Annotated in this window: 24 protein-coding genes; 16 read left to right on the top strand and 8 right to left on the bottom strand. The window is 67.9% G+C overall.

Features of this window, described 5'->3' with window-relative positions; genetic code table 11:
* Positions 1 to 4: 4 nt before the first annotated feature.
* Positions 5 to 967 carry an alpha/beta fold hydrolase gene (locus tag ACFYMM_RS00120; RefSeq protein WP_388382170.1) on the bottom strand — a complete coding sequence of 321 codons (963 nt, stop codon included), beginning with the start codon at positions 965 to 967 and terminating at the stop codon, positions 5 to 7.
* A 29-nt stretch (positions 968 to 996) separates the two neighbouring features.
* Entirely contained in the window at positions 997 to 2,154 is a 1,158-nt protein-coding gene (locus ACFYMM_RS00115) for an aromatic acid exporter family protein (protein WP_388383266.1), read from the bottom strand.
* Positions 2,155 to 2,264: 110 nt separating this feature from the next.
* On the opposite strand from ACFYMM_RS00115, the gene ACFYMM_RS00110 reads away from it, so the two are divergent.
* Positions 2,265 to 2,693: a hypothetical protein gene (locus ACFYMM_RS00110; RefSeq protein ID WP_388382168.1), complete on the top strand. Its 429-nt coding sequence runs from the start codon at positions 2,265 to 2,267 to the stop codon at positions 2,691 to 2,693.
* Between the two features lie 75 nt (positions 2,694 to 2,768).
* Entirely contained in the window at positions 2,769 to 4,346 is a 1,578-nt protein-coding gene (locus tag ACFYMM_RS00105) for a multicopper oxidase family protein (protein ID WP_388382166.1), read from the top strand.
* Positions 4,347 to 4,375: 29 nt separating this feature from the next.
* On the opposite strand, the gene ACFYMM_RS00100 is transcribed toward ACFYMM_RS00105, so the two are convergent.
* Complete coding sequence (locus ACFYMM_RS00100; protein ID WP_388382164.1) at positions 4,376 to 5,497, bottom strand: HoxN/HupN/NixA family nickel/cobalt transporter; 1,122 nt, start codon at positions 5,495 to 5,497, stop codon at positions 4,376 to 4,378.
* A 272-nt stretch (positions 5,498 to 5,769) separates the two neighbouring features.
* Here ACFYMM_RS00100 and ACFYMM_RS00095 point away from each other — a divergent pair, with 272 nt between their 5' ends.
* The gene (locus ACFYMM_RS00095; protein ID WP_388382162.1) at positions 5,770 to 6,279 is read left to right on the top strand and encodes a hypothetical protein; all 510 of its coding nucleotides are present in this window, start codon (positions 5,770 to 5,772) and stop codon (positions 6,277 to 6,279) included.
* Positions 6,280 to 6,419: 140 nt separating this feature from the next.
* Here ACFYMM_RS00095 and ACFYMM_RS00090 read toward each other — a convergent pair whose 3' ends face one another.
* On the bottom strand, positions 6,420 to 7,034 hold the full coding sequence (locus ACFYMM_RS00090; protein WP_388382160.1) for a TetR/AcrR family transcriptional regulator: 615 nt from the start codon (positions 7,032 to 7,034) through the stop codon (positions 6,420 to 6,422).
* Between the two features lie 109 nt (positions 7,035 to 7,143).
* Between ACFYMM_RS00090 and ACFYMM_RS00085 the strand changes: the two genes are divergently transcribed.
* Positions 7,144 to 7,749 carry a peroxiredoxin-like family protein gene (locus ACFYMM_RS00085; protein ID WP_388382158.1) on the top strand — a complete coding sequence of 202 codons (606 nt, stop codon included), beginning with the start codon at positions 7,144 to 7,146 and terminating at the stop codon, positions 7,747 to 7,749.
* 187 nt (positions 7,750 to 7,936) lie between these two features.
* On the opposite strand, the gene ACFYMM_RS00080 is transcribed toward ACFYMM_RS00085, so the two are convergent.
* The gene (locus ACFYMM_RS00080) at positions 7,937 to 8,527 is read right to left on the bottom strand and encodes a hypothetical protein (protein ID WP_388382156.1); all 591 of its coding nucleotides are present in this window, start codon (positions 8,525 to 8,527) and stop codon (positions 7,937 to 7,939) included.
* Between the two features lie 178 nt (positions 8,528 to 8,705).
* Between ACFYMM_RS00080 and ACFYMM_RS00075 the strand changes: the two genes are divergently transcribed.
* Positions 8,706 to 9,218, top strand: coding sequence for a DinB family protein (locus tag ACFYMM_RS00075; RefSeq protein WP_388382153.1), 513 nt, complete (start codon positions 8,706 to 8,708; stop codon positions 9,216 to 9,218).
* A 366-nt stretch (positions 9,219 to 9,584) separates the two neighbouring features.
* On the opposite strand, the gene ACFYMM_RS00070 is transcribed toward ACFYMM_RS00075, so the two are convergent.
* The gene (locus ACFYMM_RS00070) at positions 9,585 to 10,244 is read right to left on the bottom strand and encodes a PadR family transcriptional regulator (RefSeq protein ID WP_388382151.1); all 660 of its coding nucleotides are present in this window, start codon (positions 10,242 to 10,244) and stop codon (positions 9,585 to 9,587) included.
* A gap of 102 nt (positions 10,245 to 10,346) precedes the next feature.
* Between ACFYMM_RS00070 and ACFYMM_RS00065 the strand changes: the two genes are divergently transcribed.
* The 4 genes from ACFYMM_RS00065 (at position 10,347) to ACFYMM_RS00050 (ending at position 14,197) form a co-directional block, all read left to right on the top strand.
* Positions 10,347 to 10,838, top strand: coding sequence for a hypothetical protein (locus ACFYMM_RS00065; RefSeq protein WP_388382149.1), 492 nt, complete (start codon positions 10,347 to 10,349; stop codon positions 10,836 to 10,838).
* Positions 10,839 to 10,872: 34 nt separating this feature from the next.
* Positions 10,873 to 12,069, top strand: coding sequence for an FAD-dependent oxidoreductase (locus tag ACFYMM_RS00060; RefSeq protein WP_388382147.1), 1,197 nt, complete (start codon positions 10,873 to 10,875; stop codon positions 12,067 to 12,069).
* Between the two features lie 241 nt (positions 12,070 to 12,310).
* Positions 12,311 to 12,517: a hypothetical protein gene (locus tag ACFYMM_RS00055; RefSeq protein ID WP_388382145.1), complete on the top strand. Its 207-nt coding sequence runs from the start codon at positions 12,311 to 12,313 to the stop codon at positions 12,515 to 12,517.
* Between the two features lie 753 nt (positions 12,518 to 13,270).
* A complete protein-coding gene (locus ACFYMM_RS00050) occupies positions 13,271 to 14,197 on the top strand; it encodes a phosphotransferase family protein (protein WP_388383264.1) in 927 nt (308 codons plus the stop codon).
* Between the two features lie 9 nt (positions 14,198 to 14,206).
* On the opposite strand, the gene ACFYMM_RS00045 is transcribed toward ACFYMM_RS00050, so the two are convergent.
* On the bottom strand, positions 14,207 to 15,454 hold the full coding sequence (locus ACFYMM_RS00045; protein ID WP_388382143.1) for a hypothetical protein: 1,248 nt from the start codon (positions 15,452 to 15,454) through the stop codon (positions 14,207 to 14,209).
* A gap of 405 nt (positions 15,455 to 15,859) precedes the next feature.
* Here ACFYMM_RS00045 and ACFYMM_RS00040 point away from each other — a divergent pair, with 405 nt between their 5' ends.
* The 7 genes from ACFYMM_RS00040 (at position 15,860) to ACFYMM_RS00010 (ending at position 22,102) form a co-directional block, all read left to right on the top strand.
* Positions 15,860 to 16,420: a bifunctional DNA primase/polymerase gene (locus ACFYMM_RS00040; protein ID WP_388382141.1), complete on the top strand. Its 561-nt coding sequence runs from the start codon at positions 15,860 to 15,862 to the stop codon at positions 16,418 to 16,420.
* Positions 16,410 to 16,730, top strand: coding sequence for a hypothetical protein (locus tag ACFYMM_RS00035; RefSeq protein WP_388382139.1), 321 nt, complete (start codon positions 16,410 to 16,412; stop codon positions 16,728 to 16,730). Before ACFYMM_RS00040 ends, ACFYMM_RS00035 begins: the two co-directional genes overlap by 11 nt.
* A gap of 4 nt (positions 16,731 to 16,734) precedes the next feature.
* On the top strand, positions 16,735 to 17,094 hold the full coding sequence (locus ACFYMM_RS00030) for a hypothetical protein (protein ID WP_388382137.1): 360 nt from the start codon (positions 16,735 to 16,737) through the stop codon (positions 17,092 to 17,094).
* A gap of 320 nt (positions 17,095 to 17,414) precedes the next feature.
* Entirely contained in the window at positions 17,415 to 18,695 is a 1,281-nt protein-coding gene (locus ACFYMM_RS00025) for a hypothetical protein (protein ID WP_388382135.1), read from the top strand.
* A gap of 116 nt (positions 18,696 to 18,811) precedes the next feature.
* Entirely contained in the window at positions 18,812 to 20,071 is a 1,260-nt protein-coding gene (locus tag ACFYMM_RS00020) for a DUF4041 domain-containing protein (protein ID WP_388382133.1), read from the top strand.
* Between the two features lie 1,054 nt (positions 20,072 to 21,125).
* Positions 21,126 to 21,581 carry a Panacea domain-containing protein gene (locus ACFYMM_RS00015; protein ID WP_388382131.1) on the top strand — a complete coding sequence of 152 codons (456 nt, stop codon included), beginning with the start codon at positions 21,126 to 21,128 and terminating at the stop codon, positions 21,579 to 21,581.
* Positions 21,582 to 21,700: 119 nt separating this feature from the next.
* Positions 21,701 to 22,102, top strand: coding sequence for a hypothetical protein (locus ACFYMM_RS00010; RefSeq protein ID WP_388382129.1), 402 nt, complete (start codon positions 21,701 to 21,703; stop codon positions 22,100 to 22,102).
* An 80-nt stretch (positions 22,103 to 22,182) separates the two neighbouring features.
* Here ACFYMM_RS00010 and ACFYMM_RS00005 read toward each other — a convergent pair whose 3' ends face one another.
* Positions 22,183 to 22,680, bottom strand: a complete 498-nt coding sequence (locus ACFYMM_RS00005; RefSeq protein ID WP_388382127.1) for a hypothetical protein — start codon at positions 22,678 to 22,680, stop codon at positions 22,183 to 22,185.
* Positions 22,681 to 22,848: the final 168 nt, after the last annotated feature.

The raw sequence follows: 22,848 nt of genomic DNA, 5'->3' as shown, positions 1-22,848 counted from the left end.
TCCGTTACGAGAGGTCCCGGAGGAACGCGATGAGGGCGGCGTTCACCTCGTCCGGGCGTTCCTGCTGTGTCCAGTGCCCGCAGCCGGCCAGCTCGAGGGGCTCGCGCCGCAGGTTCGGCATCAGCTCGGGGAGCCGCTCGATGAGTTCGGGCGTGCCCGGGAACGCCGGAACCACGTCACGGTCGCCGTAGATGTACAGGGCGGGCGGGGTGACGACGGCGCCGTGCCACGGCGCGGTCAGTTCCCAGTTGCGGTCGAGGTTGCGGTACCAGTTGAGCGCCCCGGTGAAGCCCTTGGAGAAGCTCTCGGTGAGCACGTCCAGATCGTCCTCGGTGAACCACTCCGGCAGCACCTCGGGATCCGGCATCGCGGCGAGCCAGCCCCGCTCGGGGTCGACCAGCGGCTGCCGGCCGGCGGCGGCGTCGGGCGAGTCACCGGAGGCGAAGCAGAAGAACTTCCGCAACGTGGTGCGCACGTCCCGGTCGAACTCGGCGTCGGCGACACCGGGCAGGTTGAAGTAGTTCCAGTAGAAGCGGCCGTCGAACCTCTTGTCCATGGCGGCCAGCGGAGGCTCCGACCCACGGAAGGGAGGCGGCACGCTCAGCCCCGCCACCCCGAGCACCATGTCGGGCCGCAGCAGCGCCGTGTGCCAGGCGACCGGCGCACCCCAGTCGTGCCCGACGACGTACGCCTTCGTCTCGCCCAGCGCCCGGATCAGCCCGACGACATCGCCGACCAGGTGCAGGATGCTGTACGCCTCGACGTCGTCGGGATGGTCGCTGCGCCCGTATCCCCGCTGGTCGGGGGCCACCACACGGAAGCCGGCCTCGGCCAGGGGGCCGAACTGGTGCTGCCAGGAGTGCCACGACTCGGGGAAGCCGTGCAGCAGGACGACCAGGGGGCCTTCGCCTTCCTCGGCCACGTGCAGCCGAATTCCGTTCACGTCGACGATTCGATGATCAACCATGTGTACGAGCGTACGCGCCGGGCGGAGTGTCAGTCCTGGACCAGTTGATCGGCCAGCCGTCGGGCCTGGGCCAGCAGCGCGCCGTGGGTCGCCAGTGCGTCGGGATCGTCCCGCACGGTGCCGGGCAGCCTCCGGTGGAGTTCGTCGAGGCAGCGGCGCAGCTCCTCGACAGCCTCGCGAAGGGGTCCGTCGGCGGCCGGCCCGGTGCCGGCCCCGGCGAACCTGGTCTCGCCGTAGAGACCGATCGCCCGGCCGGTGTGGCGCAGGAACTCGGCGTACGGCCGGGTGATCCGCGGGTCCGGGCGGGCCGCGCTGTCCTGGTGGCTCGCGATCTCCAGCACGGTGCGGGTCACGCCCGCGGTGTGCACGGCGACCTGGTCCAGTACGGCCAGCGCGTCGTCGTACGCCTTGCCGGGCGGGGAGACGGCCCCCGCGCCGCGCCCGCGGTGATTGCCCCGCATGCTCTCGCGGCTCCAGCCGATCGCCGAGCGGGCCTGCTCGATCAGGCGTCCCAGCCGTAGCGCACGCTCGTGCAGGTCCCCGGCCGCGTGACCGTTCCACTCACCCTCGCCCAGCCCGTCGGCCACCGCCTCCAGGATCTCCCGCGCCTCGCGGGCGGCGTCCTTGAGGGCGGCACGGGTGTCCCGCAGGTACAACGGCGGCCGGATCAGAGCGTTGACCAGGATGCCGACCACCGCTCCGAAGACCGCCTCCGCGATGCGCGCGCCCGAGGTGGTGAGGGTGACCGGTCCGTCGGTCAGGACGAACAGCGCGCCGGTGGCGGCATAGATGCCCTGACTGCCCAGGCGCTGCCACTGCGCCAGCAGCAGCACCGCCGGAAGCACCACCACCATCGTGGCCATCGTGCTGTCCAGCACCATCGCCACGGCCGTCGCCACCACCGTGCCCACGGCGATCGCCGCCACCTGCTGCAGACCGTGGGCGAGCGACCGGTACACCGTCGACTCCACCAGTACGACCGCCACCCACGGGGCGACGAACGCCACCGGCGCCTGCAGCCACCACCCGGCCACCGCCCACGCAAGACATGCGGCCAGCGCCGCTTTGCCGGCCTGCGCCGCCAGATCGCGTTCACGGCCCGGTTCCGACCAGGCCCGCCGCACCGCCTCCACGGCGGCCCGGCCATGACGCCGAGCCACCCCTGTCGTCCAACCCGTCCACTCCATGGACAGCAAGTGCCACACCAGCGAGGACCGATGCATCCCCGGCAAGGACAGCAGTACCCCCTAGGGGTATAATGCCGATCCGGTGATCGACGCACGGCACAGGTGATCTCATGGCGGCACGGACAGGGCGCGGCGGCGGCACGGCCGTCCGCTGGGCATACGGGGTGATCGTCGCCCTGTGTGCCGCGCTGGCCGTGCTCGTCCACCACGAGGTGCCGTCGACCGGGCTCTCCCCGATGTCGGGCATGTCACACGTTCTCCCGGCGGGGACATCCCCTGACCGGCACGCGTCACCCGACGCGGCGCAACCGTCCCGCGCCGACACGGCGACGCACCCGCCGCACGACGGTGCGTGTTCCGCGTCCGGCACGCAGCACTGCGCCGCCGCGGGCGTGAACTCGCTACACCTCGCCGTACCTGCCCACAGCACGCTCCCCACGCCGGCGACCCCTGCGCCCACCCTGTCCCGGCACGCGCCCGGTGCCGTGGTGAGCCGCGCCCCGCCGGACCTCTCCGTCCTCTCCCGACTGCGCATCTAGGCCGCGGGCGACGGCGCTCGACGCGCCGTCTCTCCGCGCCAGCATCCGCAGCAGCACAGCAGAGGACCCAGACAAATGAACAGCTACGGCATCAACCGCCGCTCCGTCCTGCTCGCCGGACTCGGTGCCGCCGGCGCCGGCGCGCTCGCCGCCTGCAGCGGCTCCAGCGGCAGCGGCTCCGACGGCAGCGGCTCGGGGCACAACGGCCTCGCCGACCCGTCCGGCCCGGCGGTCGCCGCCGCCGAGAGGAAGCGCACCAGCACCGGGCGCAGCCGCGAGCTCACCCTGACCGCGGCGCCCGCCGCGATCGACCTGGGCGGCGGCCTCACGCCCAGGACCTGGGCCTTCGACGGCCGCACGCCGGGCAAGGAGGTCAGGCTCTCGGTCGGCGACGCCCTCGTCGCCGAACTGTCCAACCAGCTCCCGGACCGGACGACGACCTCGATCCACTGGCACGGCATCGCCCTGCGCAACGACATGGACGGCGTGCCCCCGGCCACCCAGACCGCCGTCCGGGCCGGCTCCACCTTCACCTACCGGTTCATCGCCGACGCCCCCGGCACCTACTTCTTCCACCCGCACGTCGGTGTCCAGCTCGACCGTGGCCTGTACGCGCCGCTGATCGTCGAGGACCCCAGGGAGACCCTCGGCTACGACGACGAATGGGTCGTCCTCCTCGACGACTGGGTCGACGGCGTCACCGGCACCCCGGACGAGGTCTACGCCGAGCTGAGGCAGGGGATGGGCGGGATGGGCGGCATGAGCGGCATGAGCGGCATGAGCGGCATGAGTGATGACACTGATAAGCGCGGTAACGGCTTCATGCTCATGAACGCGAAGAGCGACCTGCTCGGCGGTGACGCCGGCGACGTGAAGTACCCGCACCACCTCGTCAACGGCCGGGTGGCGGCCGACCCGGACGTCTACACGGGCAAGCCCGGCAGGAAGGTGCGGCTGCGGATCATCAACGCGGGCGCCGACACCGCCTACCGGGTCGCCCTCGGCGGCCACAAGCTGACGATCACCCACACCGACGGCTTCCCCGTCCGGCACCAGCAGGTGGACGCCCTGCTGGTCGGCATGGGCGAGCGCTACGACGTTCTGGTCACCCTCGGCGACGGCGTCTTCCCCCTCGTCGCGCTCGCCGAGGGCAAGAACGCCGGCGGCCGGGCCCTGGTCCGTACGGGCTCGGGAAGCAAGCCCCCGGCGAACGCCCGCCCGAAGGAACTCGACGGCATGATCATGACGGCGTCCCGGCTGCGCGCCGCCGACGACGTGCGTCTGCGGTCCGCCAGGACCGACATCACGCACGAGATCAGGCTGACCGGCGCCATGGCGGACTACAGCTGGGCGATCAACGGCAGGCCGTTCGACATGAAGACCCCCGAGGCGAACCCGATCACCATCGAGGAGGGCCGGCGTGTCCGGCTCGACTTCGTCAACGTCTCGGACATGTGGCACCCGATGCATCTGCACGGTCACACGTACCAGATCGGCACCTCGGGGCCGCGCAAGGACACCGCGATCGTGCTGCCCGGCGAGAGGCTCTCCGTCTTCTTCGACGCCGACAACCCGGGCCAGTGGATGCTGCACTGCCACAATGCCTACCACGGCGAGGCCGGGATGATGGCGAACGTGGCCTACCGGGCCTGACGTCCGGTGACGCAGTGGGCCCCCCGCCGTCAGTCCTCCACAGCCTGGGGAGCGGGGGTCCACCGCTGCTCGATACGGCCGTAGCGCCAGATCAGCAGCGCCGCGACCCAGGTGACCACGAAGAGGGCCACGACGGCGTAGCCCACGCTGTTGAGGTCGATGGCCGCGACCCAGTCCCAGAAGAGACCGTGCAGGGAGAGCTTCTGGGCGGCGATCGACAGCAGTTCGACGGTGCCGATGAGCAGGGCGGCGGCGACCGAGAGGCCCGTGATGGTGATGTTGTAGAAGACCTTGCGGACCGGGTTGGAGAAGGCCCAGGAGTAGGCGAAGTTCATGAACGAGCCGTCGATGGTGTCGAGCAGGCTCATGCCCGCCGCGAACAGCACGGGCAGACACAGGATCGCGTACCAGGGGATGCCGGAGCCGGCCGCGCCCGCGGCCAGGAAGAGCAGGGAGACCTCGGTGGCGGTGTCGAAGCCGAGGCCGAAGAGGAAGCCCAGCGGATACATGTGCCAGGGCTTGCCGACCGCACGGGTCGCCCGGCCCAGGATGCGCGTCATCACTCCGCCGCCCGCGTTCAGCTCCGCCTCCAGTTCGGCCTCGCTGTGGGCGCCGGTGCGCATCCGGCGGAACACCTTCAGGACGCCGACCAGGGTGACGAGGTTGAAGGCGGCGATGACGTAGAGGAAGACACCGGAGACGGACGTACCGATCAGGCCGAGGGTCTGGTGCAGCGCCGAACCGTCGTCCTTGACCGGCCCGACGAGCGAGCGGACACCGAGCGCGAAGAGCAGGGCGAGGAGGAAGACGACGCTGGAGTGGCCGAGGGAGAAGAAGAAGCCGACGGACAGCGGACGCTGGCCGTCGTTGAGCAGCTTGCGGGTGGTGTTGTCGATCGCGGCGATGTGGTCGGCGTCGAAGGCGTGCCGCATACCGAGCACGTACGCGGTGACACCGAGTCCCACGCCGAACGCCCCCTGACTGCCCATACTGAAGTGCTGCGGCACGACCACCAGCAGCAACGTGCCCCAGCCGATGAGATGCAGCGCGAGAATCGCGGCCGCCAGGCCCCCGGCCCTGGCCCACTCCCGCGGGGTGAGCGCTCCCCGGATACGGCGCAGGGTCGACGGTGTGGGAGCAGCGGTGGTCATGGAGGTCCTTGATCCTGGTAGTACCCGATGTCGGGCTCCATCATCGCCCGCAATGGCTGCTCAGATGCAAGTCAATTGCAATAAGTGTCCGTGATCACTCTGCCACGAGGCGGGTCCTACGGCCTGTGGCCCGATGAGACGGGCGGTCAGGTCCTCGGGGTCCGAGGTGAGGCCCGTGCGGTTCGTCGGAATTCCGGCCCGCGACCGCCGTCCCGGTGCCACGATGAGCGGGCGCCGCGCCCGCACCTGCCGAGAGGCCGGAGGGGGTCGTCATGCACTACAGCTCAGGCCGGCCGGGCCGTCCTGCCGATCGCGGCTGGCCGGAGACCCTGCGGGAGTTCGGGCGTCCGGTGGCCGTCCTGGCGCGGCCCGAGCCAGGATGGCGCCGCCTGGTGGGCCACAGGTCGGTCGACGGCCTCCTCCAACGGCTCGATCTCGGCTATCACGACGAGCGGACCATGCTGGTGCAGGTCACCACCCAGCGTCGCCTGCCCGAGCACGTCCGCGTGTTCGCGACCCTGGAGCCGGTCGATGTGCTCCTGGACGAGTTCCTCCTCAACTGCTCACCCCGCGGACCGATCCGGATGCCCGACGATCCGGCTGCCGGAGCGGGCCATCTGGTCGTGGACGGAACGGCGGTCGAGGCGCAGCGGCTCACATGCGGCGACCACGTCGCCACCCTCGCCGCGGTGGGGGAGGAGATGGTCGCGGTCATCAGCACCGCCGCCCTCCACGAGCAGGCCGTCCAGCTGACCCTCGACACCACTGCCGTCCCGGTCTGAGACGGAACACCGGCCGCCGGGAAGGTCCGTCAGGGCCATGTTGAAGATCACCAACGAGACCGCTCCGTGAAGGCCGGGTGGCCAGGCCGGCCGGGTTGGGCCGCACGTCCAGCCCCTGCCGCCGACCGAGCCCGTCGTCGTTACCTGCGCAGGCCGCGCATCAGTGCGGTGAGTCCGCCGAAGAACTCCTGGTCGGTCCCCACGTCCTGGGCGTGGTGCGCGGTCTCGGCCAGGCGCGGGAACTCGACCGGCGGCAGCGCCGAGATGGCGACCGTACCCTCGCCCGCCAGGGGTCCCAGGTGCTCCAGTTGGATGGCCCCGATGACGTAGCTCAGCAGGGCCCGCAGTGCGATGACGCGTCGTGCGCCGTCGAAACCGGTCTCGGCGAGAACCGTGAGTACGGCCTCCGACCAGCGCAGCACCCCGCGCGACCGGTGCCGGTGGGTCACCGTCAGCGGTACGACGTCGGGATGGGCGCCGACCGTGTCGCGCAGGCGCCGCACCAGGGCCTCGACCCGCTCTTCCCATGACGCACCCGCGGGCGGCGGCTGGGTGTCGACGGTTCCGAGCACGGCGTCGACGACCAGCAGTTCGAGTTCGTCGCGGTCGGCCACGTAGCGGTAGAGCCCCATCGTGCTCATGCGTAGTTCCTTGGCGACCGCGCGCATGGACAGGCCGGCGACACCCTCGCGGTCCAGGACGGTGAGAGCGGTCGAGGCGAGCTGGTCCGGGGTGAGTGAACGGGGGCGAGGCATGGCGGTTGACAGCGTACGGCATACGCCTACGCTGGTAAGCGTGCGCTGCACGCCTACGCGGGGGAGGAGAGTCATGCAAACGACTCGGAGGAGCACGCGGAGAGGAACTGTGGGGCCTGGCGCAGTTGTCGGCGCCCGTGACCTCACGGCCGTCTCGGGCGCCCTGACCGCCGTGCCCGACGGTGACCGGCTGACACACCTTCAGTTCCGGCGGTTCGCCGGCTGCCCGATCTGCAACCTGCACCTCCGATCAGTGGTGCGACGACACGCGGAGATCGCTCAAGCCGGCATCCGTGAGGTCGTGGTCTTCCACTCGTCCGCAGAGGAACTGCGGGAGCACGTGACCGACTTCCCCTTCGCCGTCATAGCCGACCCCGCCAAGCGCCTGTACGCCGAGTTCGGGGTGGAGTCTTCGCCCCGCGCGTTGCTCAGCCCGCGGGCCTTGGCGCCGACCGTCCGGGCCGTCCTGCGCAGCGCGTGGACGATCCTCGGGGGGCGGGAGCGTCCGCCGTCCCGCCGGCCGGACGGCGGACGGCTCGGCCTTCCCGCCGACTTCCTGATCGCACCCGGTGGGCGCGTCCTCGCCGCCAAGTACGGCGAACACGCCTACGACCAGTGGCCGGTCGACCACCTGCTCGAACTGGCATCCCGAACGTCACTGCCATCAGGCCCTGGCCCTGGCCCTGGCCCTGTCCCGACGGAGCGTCACGAGTGACACTTCGCTGCCCACCCCGGTTCACTCGGCGCTGTCGACCTGGCTCGACTCGGTAGCTGACCGGACCGGGGTCGCCGAACCCGCGGGCTACAGCGTTGAGTCCGGCTCAGCCGCTACGCCCAGTGCGTCGAGGACCGAAAGAGATCGTCATCCGAAGATCGAGGGGCTGTCGCGCGAGTGCGAGTGATCACGGTTGTGTCGACACCTGGTGCGTGGTCAGCCCGATCTCGGGGTCGTACCAGTCAGGGAGCTGTTGGGCGTTGCCCACTTCAAGGCGCATGAGCGCCCGCACGTGACCCTGCTGCGGGATGATCGAGTCCAGAAGGCCGATGACCTGGTCAAGTCGCGCCCGACGCGTAGGTGAGTCCGACTCGTCCGCTGCCTTCATCAGGTAGCTGTAGGCGGTCCTGAGCCGGTCGTTCACTCGGCCCTCAAGTTCGAGCACCGCGTCGCTCGCCACCAACTGTGCTTCAGCGCGGGTGTCCCGCTGAGCGCGCCGCGCGTTACTCGCTTCCACTGCTTCCGCGTCGGCGGAACCCGATTCGAGGGCATGGGCGTACGCCAACATCGCGTCCCTGTAGTGACGGTCGTGGGCGTTCAGCTGAACGTAGCAGTGCCGGAGCTGATCGGTCCTGCGATGGTCCGCAGCAGCCCGCTGCTCTGCGAGGCGAGCCTGTTTCTGCTCTTCCAGCCTGCGTAACTCCGCACGCTGCGACAGGACTTGAGTGACCACTGCGGAAGCCGGCGTGCCGCCCACACCCACGATCGTGACGATCACAGAGATGACCGCACCGGACATCCCCACCCCTGGCGCCCACCCGAGCTGCCCCGATGCCCAGACGTTAGCCGACGCATCCGCACGGTAGGGGCCGAACCCCGGTGTCGCGTCAGGCAACGTTCGCCCTGCAGCGAGGGCCGGCCTGCCGACGGCTTCGGACACCGGCGATAATCAACCGATGACTGCCCTCGACCGCCCTGTGCCGCCCTTGAACGCCGACGAGCGCACGACGCTTGAAAGCTGGCTCGACTTTCACCGCACCACACTGGCCATGAAGTGCGAGGGGCTGGACGATGAGCAGGCCGCCGCGGCGTCCGTGCCGCCGTCCGGCTTCACGTTGACCGGTCTGGTCCAGCACATGGCTGAGGTGGAGCGGAACTGGTTCCGCCGCGTGTTCGCCGGAGAACAGGCTCCGCCCATCTACGACCCGCAGGCCGGCCCGGATGGCCCCGACGGGGGTTTCGACGTGGCCGAGGGCGCCGCCCTGGGCGACGCCCTCGCCACCTGGCGCGCGGAGATCGCCCGCGCCCGTGAGAACTGCGCCGAGCGTGCTCTCACCGACACGGGTCGCTTCATGGGGCAGGACGTCAACCTTCGCTGGATCTACGTCCACATGATCGAGGAGTACGCCCGCCACAACGGCCACGCCGACCTGGTCCGGGAACGCATCGATGGCACCACCGGCGTGTAGCGCCGGACGAGGCGGTGTTGGCCCTGTCGACGACGATGCGTAGCCGCTGGTCGTCGGCGGGCCGGTAGAGCTTGTCCCTGGCCAGGTCCAGGGCGGCTGCCGCACTCCGCCATAGCGGTTGTAGGCAGCCCGGCGTCGTCGGCGCGCTTCGCGGCAGTAGCGCAGAGACCGTGAGGCGCGGGTTCGGGCAGCGGTAGGCCGAGGGGGCCGATCGCATGACGGTGCCGATCGCATGACGGTGCCGATCGCATGAGGTTGCCGATCGCATGACGGTGCCGATCACGTCCGGGCTCGTCGCAGGCATCGTAGATCGCCTCCGCGACCATGGCGGCGAGTGCCGTGCTGGCCGGGCCGCACGGCGTGCGCTCACTCCAGGCCGTCGTCCGGCTTCGAGGGTGTTCGGCCGCTCAGGGCCTGCTGTCCCGTGCTCTGGGCGAAACCGATCAGCTCTTCGGCAGTCCAGCTGAGCCGCCCGCTGCGCAGGTCGTCTGCGACGGCTCGGACCCAGTCCAGTTCCGCGGCGGTCACCGCGCGCAGATACTCCTCTTCGAGCCTGGTCACCCGCGGCAGACCGTGGACCTTCGCCTGCTCCGTCAAGGACTTGTCGCGCGCGTCGAGGGTCTGCGCGAGGGCAGCGGCGCGCTGTTCCAGTACATCGAGGGCCTCACCAGGGGCGAGCATGAGGACGAAGGACAGCGCTGCGGGGAACTGTGGGAACTCCTGCTTCGGTGTGGCCAGCATCTCGCCCAGCCAGACACGCATGGTCGAGCGCCCCGCGTCGGTGAGCTCGTACACCGTCCGCTCGGGGTACTGCTGGTCGCGACCGGTCTCCCGCACCCTGACCAGGTCCGTTGCGAGCAGCCGGTCGATCGCCCGGTAGAGGCTCGCGCGCTGGCCGACGTTGACGACCTGGTCCTTCCCCCACTGCTTGATCAACCTCTGGATGCCGTACGGGTGCAGCGGCTGGAAGTGCAGCAGGGCCAGCACGGTCAGGGCGAGTGGGGAGCTGCGGGGCGGGGTGTTCATGGCGGGCATATTACCGACACCGAAACTAGTTGACCGAGAACTAGTATCAATGCAACTATGCAGAAAGGAGCACGACCCCACGAACGAACGGAGACCACGGAGATGACCACCATCAGCACTGAGGCGCCTGCCGCCACCGAGCGCGTCCACGCGGACCACGCCACGGCCAAGCGGCTGGGCAACTGGACCCGCGCCGGACGCATCCAGGTGCGCGCCCGTCGGGGCCTGGCCGTGCTCGACCTGCGCTCCCCGGGCCTGCCCGACGGCATCGAGCTGCACCTGGAACTCCAACGCGCCACGGTCAAGCTGCTGGTGCCCGAAGACGCCGTCGTCGAGCACTGGGACCTCCGTTGGTCCGCCCGAGGCAAGGTCAAGGACGCGCAGGGCCGGACCGCCGAGGAATCGGCCCTCGCCAGGACCCGCCGGATCCGTCTGACCGGTGTCGCAGCCGACAGCGAGGTCCGCGTGCACCGCGGCGGCATCGCGGTCCTGAGCGCCATGTGCTCCCGCGCCTACCTCCAGGACCTGCGCCTCGCCCACAGGACCGGCGGTCATCCGACCGTCGACGACCCGGCCCGCTCGCACGGCCACTGAACATCCGACCATCGTGAAAAAGGGGGGCAGACACATGTCTGCGATCAAGACTGCGGCCGTCATAGGAGGCGGCATAGCCGGACCGGTGACGGCCCTCGCACTGCGCAGGGCCGGCATCGAGGCAACCGTCTACGAAGCTTACGAGGACACGGCGGACGGCCTCGGTGGCATGCTGATGGTGGCACCCAACGGGCTCAGTGCCCTGGACGTCGTCGGTGTGCACCAGGGCTTGGCCGGTCAACCGATCCATCACATGGTCATGACCGACGGGCGGGGCCGCCGGATGGGCGAGTTCGGCGGGCTGGCGGGCCTGCCGGCCAGCCAGGTGATGTGGCGCGCGGACCTGTACGGGGCGGTCCGCGAGCGGGCCGCCGCGATGGGAGTACAGACCGTGTACGGCAAGCGCCTGGCCCAAGCCGAGGAGACCCCGGCGGGCGTCACGGCCGAGTTCGCCGACGGCACCCGGGTGACCGCGGACGTGCTGGTCGGGGCGGACGGCATCCGGTCGACGGTCCGGCGGCTGATCGACCCCGAAGCACCCGGCCCCCGGTCCACCGGCCTGCTCGGTTTCGGTGCGCATGCCAAGGCGGAGGTCCCACAGGCACGGCCGGACACCATGTACTTCGCCTTCGGCGAGCACGCGTTTCTCGGCTACTGGCCGGTGCCCGACGGAGGCACCGCCTGGTTCGCCAACCTGCCGTACGACGAGCCGCTCAGCGCGGAGCAGACCCGCGCGACGCCGTCGGCCGCATGGATGCGGATCCTGCGGGAGAAGTTCGCCGAGGACGTGCCCGGCCGCGATCTGCTCCGGGGCACCGGTGACGAGGAACTCCTCACGTTCGGAGGGCTGGAGATCCTGCCTTCGGTACCGAACTGGTACCGCGGCCGGATGGTCCTGGTCGGCGACGCGGCCCACGCCCCGTCCGCCAGCTCCGGACAGGGCGCGTCCCTCGCGGTGGAGAGCGCGGTGCAACTGGCGCGGTGCCTGCGGGACATCCCCGACGTGGGCGCGGCGTTCGCGACGTACGAGCGGCTGAGGCGGGGGAGAGTGGAGAAAGTCGCAGCCCAGGCCGCGAAGACCAACAGTCAGAAGTCGATGGGGCCGGTCGCGACGAAGATCATGGCCTTGCTGATGCCGCTGGCGACGCGGACGTTCCTGAAGCCGGAGAAGATTTTCGGCTGGACACACCGGTACCGGATCGACTGGGACGAGCCCGTGACGCCCGCCTGACGCGCGCGGCGACGCCTGGGAGTGACTGCCCGACTTGACTCGGTCGGCACACGGTGCACCGCACATCGCTCACAAAGGTGTACGTCGATACGGCCTGGGTGCACTGTCCGACGGGTCACGTCACCGACCCCACACCCGACAGCACTGTCATCCGAATGAAGCAACGTGACGTGCCGCCCATATGGGTGAAGACCAGGCTGACCAGTGCCCCAACCGCGGTAACCCTTAAAAGGGGAACGAAATGCGCATTCGACGAATCCTCGCCGCCGTCTTCGCCACGGCAGCCCTCGCCGGACTCGGCCTCACGGGCGCCACCACCGACTCCGCCACCGCACAGGGCGCCTCATCCTATGTCACCCCTTCTCAGTGCAGGCAGGGCGGCGGAACGCCCGATCCGATGGACAACGTCTGCAAGGGCGGTACGCACAACGGTGAGCGGATCGACTGAACCCCCGCAAGGCGCCCCGCAGCCACGCGCCGTGGAGCGCTCTCGCGCGGGCGGAGCCGGGAGAGTCGCAGGAACCGTGCCGACCCGTCGGGCACGCAGCCGTGGAGGCGGGCCGCCGGCATCTGTCTCGGGCGGCTTTGTACAGCTCGTATCGAGTCCAGGCGCGTTCGAGAGTCCCCGCGGCGGCCGAAATGGCGCACGCTTCGCTCCGCTAGGCAGATGCGCGCGCTGGCCCGGCAGCCCCTTGCGTGAGGGCCGGTCGGGATCGCGCGAGACGTCCCGGCCGAGATCGCCGATGGCGTTGTCCTGATCGCGCGGGTCTTCAATCGCGTGGGCCTTCAAGCAGGCACCGAAGCGCTTCGGTGTAGGTATGGCCACATCCCATGCCCACGTCCTTCCGCCGTCGCGTGACGTCCACACGTGGGTGCGTCGGAGGTGTGCCGCGTGTATCGCAGACAGTGCGTGGACGCTGAGAGAGAACGAGAGAAGGGCGGGGGTCAGTGAGACTGACCCCCGCCCTCTTCTGTCCGCATCCGCCCCGGTCACGTACCAGTCCTGGTAGATGGCTCGGCGAGTGCCCCCGGCGGGATTCGAACCTGCGCACACGGCTCCGGAGGCCAGCAGAGACCGTTGCCCTCTTGGGGTGCTGACCTGCGGGGGAGGGGTGGCCGCGGTCGCTGCTGACGAAGATCATTACGCCCCCATTACGTGGGTGGCCTGTCGGGCGGTCGGTGCGACCCGTATGGTCGAAGCATGATCTCGGGCAGCAACGAGGGACCGGACGGCGGCGCGGAGTTCACGGCGGAGGGCCTGGAGCCTGTTCTCCGGGAAGCATGCGCGACGGCCGGACTCGACTCCCGCGGCGCCGAGTTGCTGCGGCTCGGTTCGAACGCGGTCTACCGCCTGGCGTCCTTACCAGTCATCGTCCGCATTGCGCGTGATCGGGCTGTGCTCGCCGAGATGGAGCGGGCCGTGAGCGTGGCCCGGTGGCTTGAGACGCAGGAGTTCCCGGCCATGCGCGTGCCGGCGTCGGTCACCCAACCGCTCGTCGTCGGCGGCCTCGTGGTGACGTTCTGGGAGAGCGTCCAGGAGAACGAGGAGTACGGGACTGTCGGGGAGCTCGCGGATCTCCTCCGTCGCCTGCACTGGCTCGAAGAACCCGAGTCGCTGCACCTGCCGTACTACGACCCGCTGGCCAAGGTGGCGGCGTCCCTCGAAGGGTTGGACGGCATCTCGGCGGAGGACCGAACGTTCCTTGAGGAGCGAGCATCGAGCCTCGGCAAGGACTACGACCGGCTGGACTTCGTCCTTCCCTTCGGCATGATCCACGGCGATGCCAGCATCGGGAACATCCTCCGCCACCGCGACGGGCACGCGGTGCTCATCGACTTGGACGGCTTCGCTCTCGCTCCACGCGAGTGGGACCTAGTCCAGACAGCGATGTTCTACGAGCGGTACGCATGGCACACCAAGGCGGAGTACGCAGAGTTCGTGCACCGGTACGGCTTCGACCTGATGAACTGGCCCGGGTACGAGACGCTCGCAGACCTGCGTGAACTGATGATGGTTGCCTGGCTCGGTCACCAGGTCACGAGCAGTGACCGGGCTGCCGCCGAGTTCGCTCGCCGAGCGAGGTCCCTTCGCACTGGTGAGGGTCGAGACGAATGGGGCCCGTTCTGACCGGGCCCTTCAGGAACCGAGGTGATCGCCGGAGGCGAGCCACAACCTGTGGTCTCTGACCTGATCAGTGAAGGTCTCTACGTCCCCGTTGCTACCGACACCGGCAAGGTTCTGCCGGAACTCGGCAAGGTAGCTGATGCAGCGAGCCGACTTGAGCTGCTCGCCCAGATCGAGCGCATCGAGGGCGACACGGCAGGCCTCCTCGACGTCGCCGGCGCGTAGGTGGGCATCGGCCAGCACCATGGTCGCGAAGAAGTCGCTCCGTACATGGCTGCCACTCATGGCGTTCTCGGCGTGGGCGACAGCCCGTCGGGCGCTGTTGACGTCGCGGAAGCAGTGGGCGGCCTCAGCAGCAAGTTCGGCTTCGTCGAAGTAGCTGATCCACTCGGGCTCGTCGTCGCTGTTCCTGCTCTCCAGCGCTTTCGTGGCTGCGGTCAGGGCGGCTTCGCAGGCCTGTACGTCGCCGGTGCGGGCAAGTGCGCGGGCCTCCATGGCGTGGAACTGGGCGCGCAGTGTCGGCGTGGCCACGGGGGAGATACCCATGAGTGCCGCGCGGGCGAGCGTCGCGGCCTGCGTGCAGCGACCTAGGAACGTCGCCTGATGGCTCATGGCCGACAGGATGCTTCCGGCGAGCCGACGGTCGTTCGCATCCTGGGCCAGCCGGAGGGCCTGGAGGAAGTACCTCTGTGCCAGGCCGTGACGGCAGGCGTCGTACGACATCCAACCGGCCAGGAGAGTTGCCTCTGCCACGGTGGAGAACAGGGCCCGCCCGACCTGCTCGCTGTACTGCCCGCGCAGCAGCGGCGTCACTTCGGTGCTGAGGTACTGCACGGCTGCGTGCCGCGCATGGTCGCCGCCGAACCGGTCGTCCAACTCAGCGAACATATCCGCGGTGGTTTTGATGGCGGCGACGTCCCCGAAACCGACACGCATTCCGTCCCGACGCTGCCGAGGAACGGCCGGCTCGGGCGCGACCAACCAACGGAGCGAGGCTTCGTTCCACGCGGGCTCGGACGGCTCTGCCTGCAGCAGGGGCTCGTAGCGGTTGAGATCGGCGCGCCAAAGCTGTCCGACTGTATCGATCGCCCCTTCGGGACTCGCCGGATAGCTGGCGTCCAAGAGCCCTGTGTCCCGCACGCCTTCGTGATTCAGTCCCAACTCGGAGGCGCTGAGGCCGTACGCCTCGCACAACAACGGACCGTAGAAGTCGTCCGGCGTGCTGTGGCCGTTCTCCCAAGTGGCGATACGGCGTTTCACGCTGGCGTCCGACGGAAGTTGATGCCCGCGACGGAGCGCAACCTGACGCAATTCGCGGACCAACCGCGGTTGACTCCAGCCGCGGCCGACACGCGCTTGACGTAAGCGAACGCTGACCGGCTCCAGTGAAGACGTGACCGTTCCCTCCCCATCTGAGCAGGGGTGCGACTTCTGGGGCGCACGACTCTTTGGCCTCACGACCGAATGTACGCGCTGATCTTCACTGCGCGCTGCAAGTAACCGGAGATAGACGGTTGTTGACCCGTGATGGGGGATGACGCGTCCACGCGTGACGCGTCATCCCCCGTCACCTCTCGTCATCTGCCCTGGCCACGGTGGCGACCCCGAGCCTGGATGCAAGGCGGCATTGCGGCCGCAACCGAGTCTCGACCGAGGTGAGTTGACGTGCAGAGGATGACCAGGAGGGGCATGGAGTGGCTTTCGGCAGCAGCGGACAACCCCGCCGAGTGCCGGCAGATTTGGGCGGACGATCCCCGGACGCCCTGCCTGCTGCCGACCGGCCGCTACTTTGACGTGCTGAGCGTGGAACAGCGCCTCGGCATGGAGATGTTTGACCGCCTCCTCCGAAGTGCGATGCCGTTCGGACCGACGGTCGTCGACCGCAAGGCACAGCGAGTCGGTTTCTTCCTCTGCTCGCAGAGCCGCGAGACCTTCACGCACTACCTCGAACGCGAAACGTCATCGCCACCGCCGTACCGGTACCTGAGCGACGACTGTGCCGTCGTTGTACCGGGCCCCATTCCGCTGTCCGATGACCGCTATCAGTGGCTCCGCGCGCCTACACGCCGACCGGAAGCCAATTCGCTGCGCCCCGTAGCCCTGGCCACTGCGCTGGTCGCTTCCGCGGAACTCCTGGCAAGGATCGACCGCTTCGACGAGCAGTACCCGACGCCGTACGCGGCGGTCGCCGCGCTCCCCGAGGAGACGAGTACGGATGCCGACTGAGCCGACCGACGGGCGTGACGCTGCCGCTTGGTCGCCCCTCGACAGCGACGGTTGGTACGCGGCCCGAAACGCGACCACGGCACTGCGAGACGTCCTCGTGCGCGCCGGCCTGGAGAAGGGCTTCCCCTACCTGCGTGCGGACCTCAACGCCTTCGGGCATGGCCTCGTCGAACTGGGCCGAGTGTCCCCCGCCACGGCCGAGCGCCTTGCCGAGCTCCTGCGCCTGGCACTGGCAAGCGGCTTCGGTCGAGACCGTAGCGACGTCGGTGACGCATCGACCGTCGTCGAAGAACACAAGAGAGGGGCATGACGTCATGACCGACTGGCGCGGAGTAGTAGCCAACCGAGCGGAAGACCTGTCGCCTGGCGTGCCCTACGTCCGCGGCTGGAATCGCGCACGGCAAAGCGCTGGCACCCTGGCTGAACAGCTCGTGCTGCTCGGGCTGGACTCCGACTTCCCTGGCCCGGTCGCCGATGTGAACGTCCTCGGTGACGGGCTGGTGCAGCTGGGGACGGTGCGTCCTGAGGCGGCTGAGCTGCTGGCGAATCTGATCGCGGCCGGTCTGAACGCGGAGTCGGCGTTCCGACGAAAAGACGATGGGGTGGGAGGATCCCTTGGAATCGATCATCTAGGCGCGGCTCCCAGGGGGTACGCCGTGGCTGCAGCGGTCTAGCTGGTGCACCAGCTACGGCCTGCTGCGCCGATACGGGCGCGTTTGACCATGGCCGCGACCGGGGGCGCGGCGCAGGGTGCTGTCTGGGACCCGTCGCGGGGACACTGGGTGCCAGTGGTGCTGGAGATGTTCGGCCTCCAGCATGAGGTCGAGGCAGCCTGCACCGCGAAGACAGCGGGCAACACCTGACCCTGGGACGGGCCCGGGCCTGCGGCGACTCCGCCCTAAATCCTGGATCAACTTTCCAGCGGCAGTGATCATCGCTACGGTGAAACTCACAGGGATTGAGTCCTAGGCACCGGGTCTTCTGGGGGGATGTCATGGGCAGACGGCGCGGTTTCTTCGCGGAGCTGAACTACCAGGCGCAGCAGGCGGAGAAGCGTCGACGGCAGCAGGAGGCCGCCGCCCATCGTGCTCATAGTGCAGCGCAGCGCGCAGCCGAGCGAACCATGAGGGCCTACGAGCGCGCGCAGGCGGCGGCGGCCAGGGCCTCTGCCGCCGAGAAGAAGGCCGCGGAGCGTGAGGCTGCGCGGCTCCAAGTGGAGTCCCGGCTCGCCGAGGTCGAGTCCATGAACACCGATCTGGCCAGCGATTTTGCCGACATTGACAGTCTGCTCGCCTGGGCCCTAGACATAGACGACTATGTCGATCTCGAATCATTGAAGATCTCGGAGATTGAGCATCCTCCGTTCGAGCCTGGTGGCCTGGCTGTCCCTACGCCCGAGGTTGCGGAGCCGTGGTACGCCCCTGAGCCCGTCTATCAGGAGCCGAGTGCACCCAGCGGACTCTCGGCCATGCTTGGCGGGAAGAAGCGGCACCAACAGGCCATCGAGGGGGCCAGGGTCGCCTTTGAGAAGGCGCATGGCGAGTGGGAGCTCGCCAGGGATGCTCTCCACAACCGCTACGCCAAGGCAGTGGCCCAGCGCGAGAAGAGGGAAGCCAAGCGCGTGGCGGAACTATCTGCCGCTGAGGAGAAATACAGGCAGGAATGCGAGAAGCGCGAGGCTGAGGCGTCAGCTCACAACGCCGAGCTCACCAAGCTCATCAACGATCTTGCTTTCGATGTCGAATCCGCCATCGAGGAGTACGTCGGCATAGTCCTGTCCAACTCGGTCTACCCCGAGGTCTTCCCGGTCGAGCACGACCATGCGTTCAATCTCGCATCTCGCGAGTTGACGCTTACAGTCAGTGTTCCAGAGCCCTCAACTGTACCCTCAGTGAAGGGGTACCGATACGTGAAGGCGAAGGACGAGATTACTTCAACTTCCCTGCCCGTTCGTGAAAAGAAGGAGCGGTACGCGAACGCGGTCTGGCAGGTCGCAGTTCGCAGTCTGCACGAAGTCTTCGAGGCCGACCGCGCTGGCAAAATCCACTCGATTGCGTTGACGGTAGGCGTCAATACAATCGACCCGGCCACCGGCCTCCCGACCACCGTGCCTCTTGCCGTCGTCGCCGCGGACCGCGAGACCTTCAACGGGTTCGATCTGGCAAAAGTTGTCCCGCAAGCCACGTTGCAGCACCTCGGTGCCGCGATGTCGAAGTCGCCATTCGACCTAGTGTCGGCAGACACCAGTCGTGGCATCCGGGTTCGAGGACAGTGACGATGCGGTTCAACCCACCGCCAGGGTGGCCCACGCCCCCCGAGGGCTGGACTCCTCCGCCAGGATGGAAGCCCGACCCGGCCTGGCCGGCACCACCACCTGGCTGGGCTCTCTTCGTGCCCGACGACGAGTCCGAATCCGACAACGACGTCGAGGAGTCCGCCACCGCGTCAACCGTCGAGGCTCTCAGTGGCCCGGCGCAAGGGGCACCCGGAACTAGGCCAGACCAGACATTTGCTGGCCCCCCGACTGCACTACCGTTTCGCGGAGTCGACCCCGCGCCACTGATGGCCCGTATCGCTGATCTCGAAGCCGCGCTTGGCACCGCACAAAGTGGCGCCGACGTGATCGATCTCAGCGACCAGCGGGCTCTGCAGGACGTCGGCATCTATCGCTACCACCATCCTCTGGAGAGCGCGGCGGCCTACAAGGACCGGCTCCGCAGCCTTGAGGGTCAGATCGACGACGTCATCAAGAACGGTCAAGCGATCCTCGCCGCAGACCTGTTCACCTTCGATGGATCTCTGGCACGAGGACGGAAACTGATTGGTGATCTGTCCAAGCTGATGCTACGGGCTTACAACGCGGAGGCCGACAACTGTGTGCGCTCACTGAGGTCAGGGAACGTGCGCACCGCGCAGAAGCGGCTGGAGTCGGCGGTCACGGCGATTGAGAAGCTAGGGGCGATCATGGAGATGCGGATCAACCCCGAGTATCACGCTCTGCGAATCGCCGAGCTCGAACTGACTGCCGACTTCCAGATGAAGGCTCAGGAAGAGCGCGAACGCGCCCGCCAGGAGCGCCAACTTCTCCGGGAACAGCGCCGGGCTGAGCAGGAATTGGCCGCCGAGAAGGAGCGACTTGAGAAAGAGCGAGCGCACTACATCAGCGTCCTGGAATCCCTCCGCGTCAAAGGCGACGACGCCGCTGTCACCGAACTCTCCCGCCGCCTCGCGGACATCGAAAATGCCATCGCAGCCAACGACTACCGCATCGCCAACATCCGCGCCGGCTACGTATATGTCATCTCCAACATTGGCGCATTTGGCCCAAACATCGTCAAGATCGGCATGACCCGCCGCCTTGAACCGATGGACCGTGTCAGGGAGCTCGGTGATGCATCAGTGCCGTTCCGGTACGACGTCCATGCCATGTTCTTTTCCGAGGACGCCGTGACACTGGAGTCCGAACTTCATAAGGCGTTCGCCGATCGACGCGTCAACTTCGTAAACGAGCGACGCGAGTTCTTCTTCGCCACACCATCCGAGGTTCGAGCACTCTTGGCAGACAAAGTAGGCGGCCTGCTTGAGTTCACGGAGGAACCCGCGGCTCTCGAGTACTTCCAGAGCCGTAGCCGCTGGCCGCAGCAGAGCTGAATGCGGATCCCGTTAGAGGCTCGGGCACAGCGCCAGCGGTATCCGCGTCCTGCGAGCCTGGCAACCCATCAGCTCGCGATGGTCCAGTAGCGAGGGAGCAGCTGGCCGGGCCTCGATCGTTCACGTGTGTGCGCCGAGGTGAGCGGGTCGACTGGGGAATCCGGTTTCTGCTCGTTCGCTCTGCGGCGTGATCACTGTGGGGCAGGCTGGTATGCCGCGTCTCGTCGCGTCGGGCGTCGGCTTCCGTCAGTCGAGAGTGCTGTGGTCCCTCCTTCCCGGGGTAGCGGCGGGGCGAGTGGGTCAGCTCAGGACCGGTGCGAGGCCGGTGTGACCGCTGGTGACCGGTCCACATGAAGCTACGGATCAGAAGCTCCCCGTGCCGCACTCGTGTCAGATCTAGTGGGGTGCCACGACGAAGGGGGATGGCCAGCGGGTGTGTGGCCCACACGCTCCTCACACGCGATTGGCGCGCAACAACGAGAAAGAGCGGGAGACAGTGAGACTGTCTCCCGCTCTTTCATGTCGGCATCCGCCCTGGTCAGCGCTTGATTTCTGCTGATCTTCGGCGAGTGCCCCCGGCAGGATTCGAACCTGCGCACACGGCTCCGGAGGGCCCTTCGGACTCCGGCGTTTGCGCAGGTCACAGGCTCATAGGCAGTCAACGGCACGCAACCCGTCCACAGATAGTCCACGGCTGACCTGTGTGCTATGGAGACCGGTAGTAACCGAGCACGCCGAAGCCGGCGCAGCGACGACCCCGGGTGCCTCAGACCCGGCCTGTCCCCTCGCGGCGCTCGATTGCTTTGGACTCTTGGTCAGCCCCTCACGAAAGCCCCACGTCAGACCGGTCGCCTGTGGTTACACTGGCCATCCGTCCGATCGTTCGTTCGAATGGTCGCATTGCGTCCACAGCTTCACCCACCCACTTACCAGTGACAGTGCGGGTCGATACGCTGAGACTGTCTGGGGGAGAGTCTCGTCCGCCACGCCACCCGCCAACGCGATAGGTAAGCGCTTGGTCTAACGTGGAAGGGACGAGACGAAAGGGGGCATCATGGGGAACGCACACGACGTAGCGGCATACATCCTGACGAAGACCGGTCCGCTGTCCGCGATGAAGCTGCAGAAGCTGTGCTACTACTCCCAGGCTTGGTCCCTCGTCTGGGACGAGCAGCCTCTCTTCGATGAACGCATCGAGGCTTGGGCGAATGGGCCGGTGGTGCGCGCCCTGTATGCGCAACACCGAGGCCAGTTCACGATCCACAACTGGCCGTCCGGTGATCCCACTCAGCTCAGCCCTGACCAGAAGGCCACGATTGACGCTGTGATTGACGCTTACGCGAAGCTCACTGCCCAGCAGCTCAGCGACCTTACACACAGTGAGCGCCCGTGGAACGACGCTCGCGACGGGATCCCGCCGACTGAGCGCAGCGAAGCAGAGATCACGCCTGAGTCGATGCAGTCCTTCTATGCTTCTCTGGCCAGCCGAAACGACACAGAGAGCGTCTGAAGGCCACGTCAGGGGGGCGTGTGGGAGGGAACAACAAGAGACCTGCTAACAAGCGGGTCCCCATGGTTGCTGTGCCGTCCGCCCCGGAGCGCGTCCCCCGTCGCCTCCGGGGCGTCGCCGTGCCCGGCGAAATGGACGAGCAACACCCGGTGTGGCGGACATCCCTGCTGGATCGCCAGCACGATGGCTCGTGGTCATGGAAGATCACCGATCAGACGCTGTTGAAGATCGTGGACTTTCTGTCGGAGATGGAACGTCTCACCTGGCGAGAGATACGACAGCAGCAGACCGGCGGCCGGCGCCGCGGGCCCAAGCATAAGTCGATTCCCCGCGATCACCTATGCAAGGAAGCGCAGGATCGACTGGTCGAGCTGCAGCTCGACGACTTTGATGAGCTGTTCCGCTTCCGCACCGGAAACATGGAGCGCCTCTGGGGACTCCTCTCTAGTGACAGCCCCCGGATCTTCTATCCGATCTGGTGGGATCCCGACCACAAGGTATGTCCCAGCAAGGACCAGTGAACCTGGGTCACCCCGAGCTGAGTACCGCCTCCTCGACCCGTGCCCGCGGGTGCCGCAAACAGCTATGCGGCCAGGCACCTCTAACATTCCGCGTTCGGCAAGCAGTCGGCAGAGATGCCGCCTGGCCCGCTCTCCCGTGCAGCAGTCCTGGCATCGTGATGCTGATGATCAACTGTGTCCAGGCCCTCACCGAAGCTCTCGGCTCCACATGCCGAGGCATTGGGCATTGTCGGTCCATCGAAGAGTTCCTCCACCACAACCACGCTGAAAAGGTCGGATTCGGCTCCCAGCGGTCGCCCTCTCCGTGCCGACTTGTCCTCGGCCGGCCACCACTCCGCGATCACGTGAAGGGCGTGGACGTCGGAAGTCCTGGCTAGTTCGTACGACCAGAGTTCATAGCGCTCTTTGAGCTCGTTCAGCGGGTGGTGAGACCGCAAGCCGCAGAAGATTACGCCAGAGCTCTCGAGGTCGCTGGGCCAGTCGTCGGGCGGCTGAAGATCGTTCTCGTAGTAGGGGTTAGCCACCAGCACGCCCACAACCCAGTCTTCGTTGTCTCGACGCTGGTCGGCGGGCTCCACGATGTATCCAAGTACGTGCAGTGGAAGGGCACCGCTTAGCCTCCGCCGGGTGACGGACCGTTCAACGAGGGGGGGTTGCGTCCAGGGAAGTGGTGTACGGGTTCGACCTGATCCGGGGGTTTGCTCCGGCATCGGGATGGTGCCCGCATAGATGAACGGCCACCGGCT

Source organism: Streptomyces sp. NPDC006739 (assembly GCF_042869815.1).
Lineage (GTDB): Bacteria > Actinomycetota > Actinomycetes > Streptomycetales > Streptomycetaceae > Streptomyces.
The sequence above is the reverse complement of the archived record's forward strand: the minus strand, read 5'-3'. Positions and strand labels throughout refer to the sequence as shown.

Coding starts and splice junctions, on each gene's coding strand:
- ACFYMM_RS00115 (WP_388383266.1), bottom strand. CDS start 2,154: ATGGAGTGGACGGGTTGGACGACAGGGGTGGCTCGGCGTCATGGCCGG.
- ACFYMM_RS00090 (WP_388382160.1), bottom strand. CDS start 7,034: ATGCCTCGCCCCCGTTCACTCACCCCGGACCAGCTCGCCTCGACCGCT.
- ACFYMM_RS00050 (WP_388383264.1), top strand. CDS start 13,271: ATGATCTCGGGCAGCAACGAGGGACCGGACGGCGGCGCGGAGTTCACG.
- ACFYMM_RS00065 (WP_388382149.1), top strand. CDS start 10,347: ATGACCACCATCAGCACTGAGGCGCCTGCCGCCACCGAGCGCGTCCAC.
- ACFYMM_RS00105 (WP_388382166.1), top strand. CDS start 2,769: ATGAACAGCTACGGCATCAACCGCCGCTCCGTCCTGCTCGCCGGACTC.
- ACFYMM_RS00095 (WP_388382162.1), top strand. CDS start 5,770: ATGCACTACAGCTCAGGCCGGCCGGGCCGTCCTGCCGATCGCGGCTGG.
- ACFYMM_RS00070 (WP_388382151.1), bottom strand. CDS start 10,244: ATGAACACCCCGCCCCGCAGCTCCCCACTCGCCCTGACCGTGCTGGCC.
- ACFYMM_RS00055 (WP_388382145.1), top strand. CDS start 12,311: ATGCGCATTCGACGAATCCTCGCCGCCGTCTTCGCCACGGCAGCCCTC.
- ACFYMM_RS00060 (WP_388382147.1), top strand. CDS start 10,873: ATGTCTGCGATCAAGACTGCGGCCGTCATAGGAGGCGGCATAGCCGGA.
- ACFYMM_RS00035 (WP_388382139.1), top strand. CDS start 16,410: ATGCCGACTGAGCCGACCGACGGGCGTGACGCTGCCGCTTGGTCGCCC.
- ACFYMM_RS00100 (WP_388382164.1), bottom strand. CDS start 5,497: ATGACCACCGCTGCTCCCACACCGTCGACCCTGCGCCGTATCCGGGGA.
- ACFYMM_RS00120 (WP_388382170.1), bottom strand. CDS start 967: ATGGTTGATCATCGAATCGTCGACGTGAACGGAATTCGGCTGCACGTG.
- ACFYMM_RS00025 (WP_388382135.1), top strand. CDS start 17,415: ATGGGCAGACGGCGCGGTTTCTTCGCGGAGCTGAACTACCAGGCGCAG.
- ACFYMM_RS00030 (WP_388382137.1), top strand. CDS start 16,735: ATGACCGACTGGCGCGGAGTAGTAGCCAACCGAGCGGAAGACCTGTCG.
- ACFYMM_RS00015 (WP_388382131.1), top strand. CDS start 21,126: ATGGGGAACGCACACGACGTAGCGGCATACATCCTGACGAAGACCGGT.
- ACFYMM_RS00075 (WP_388382153.1), top strand. CDS start 8,706: ATGACTGCCCTCGACCGCCCTGTGCCGCCCTTGAACGCCGACGAGCGC.
- ACFYMM_RS00110 (WP_388382168.1), top strand. CDS start 2,265: ATGGCGGCACGGACAGGGCGCGGCGGCGGCACGGCCGTCCGCTGGGCA.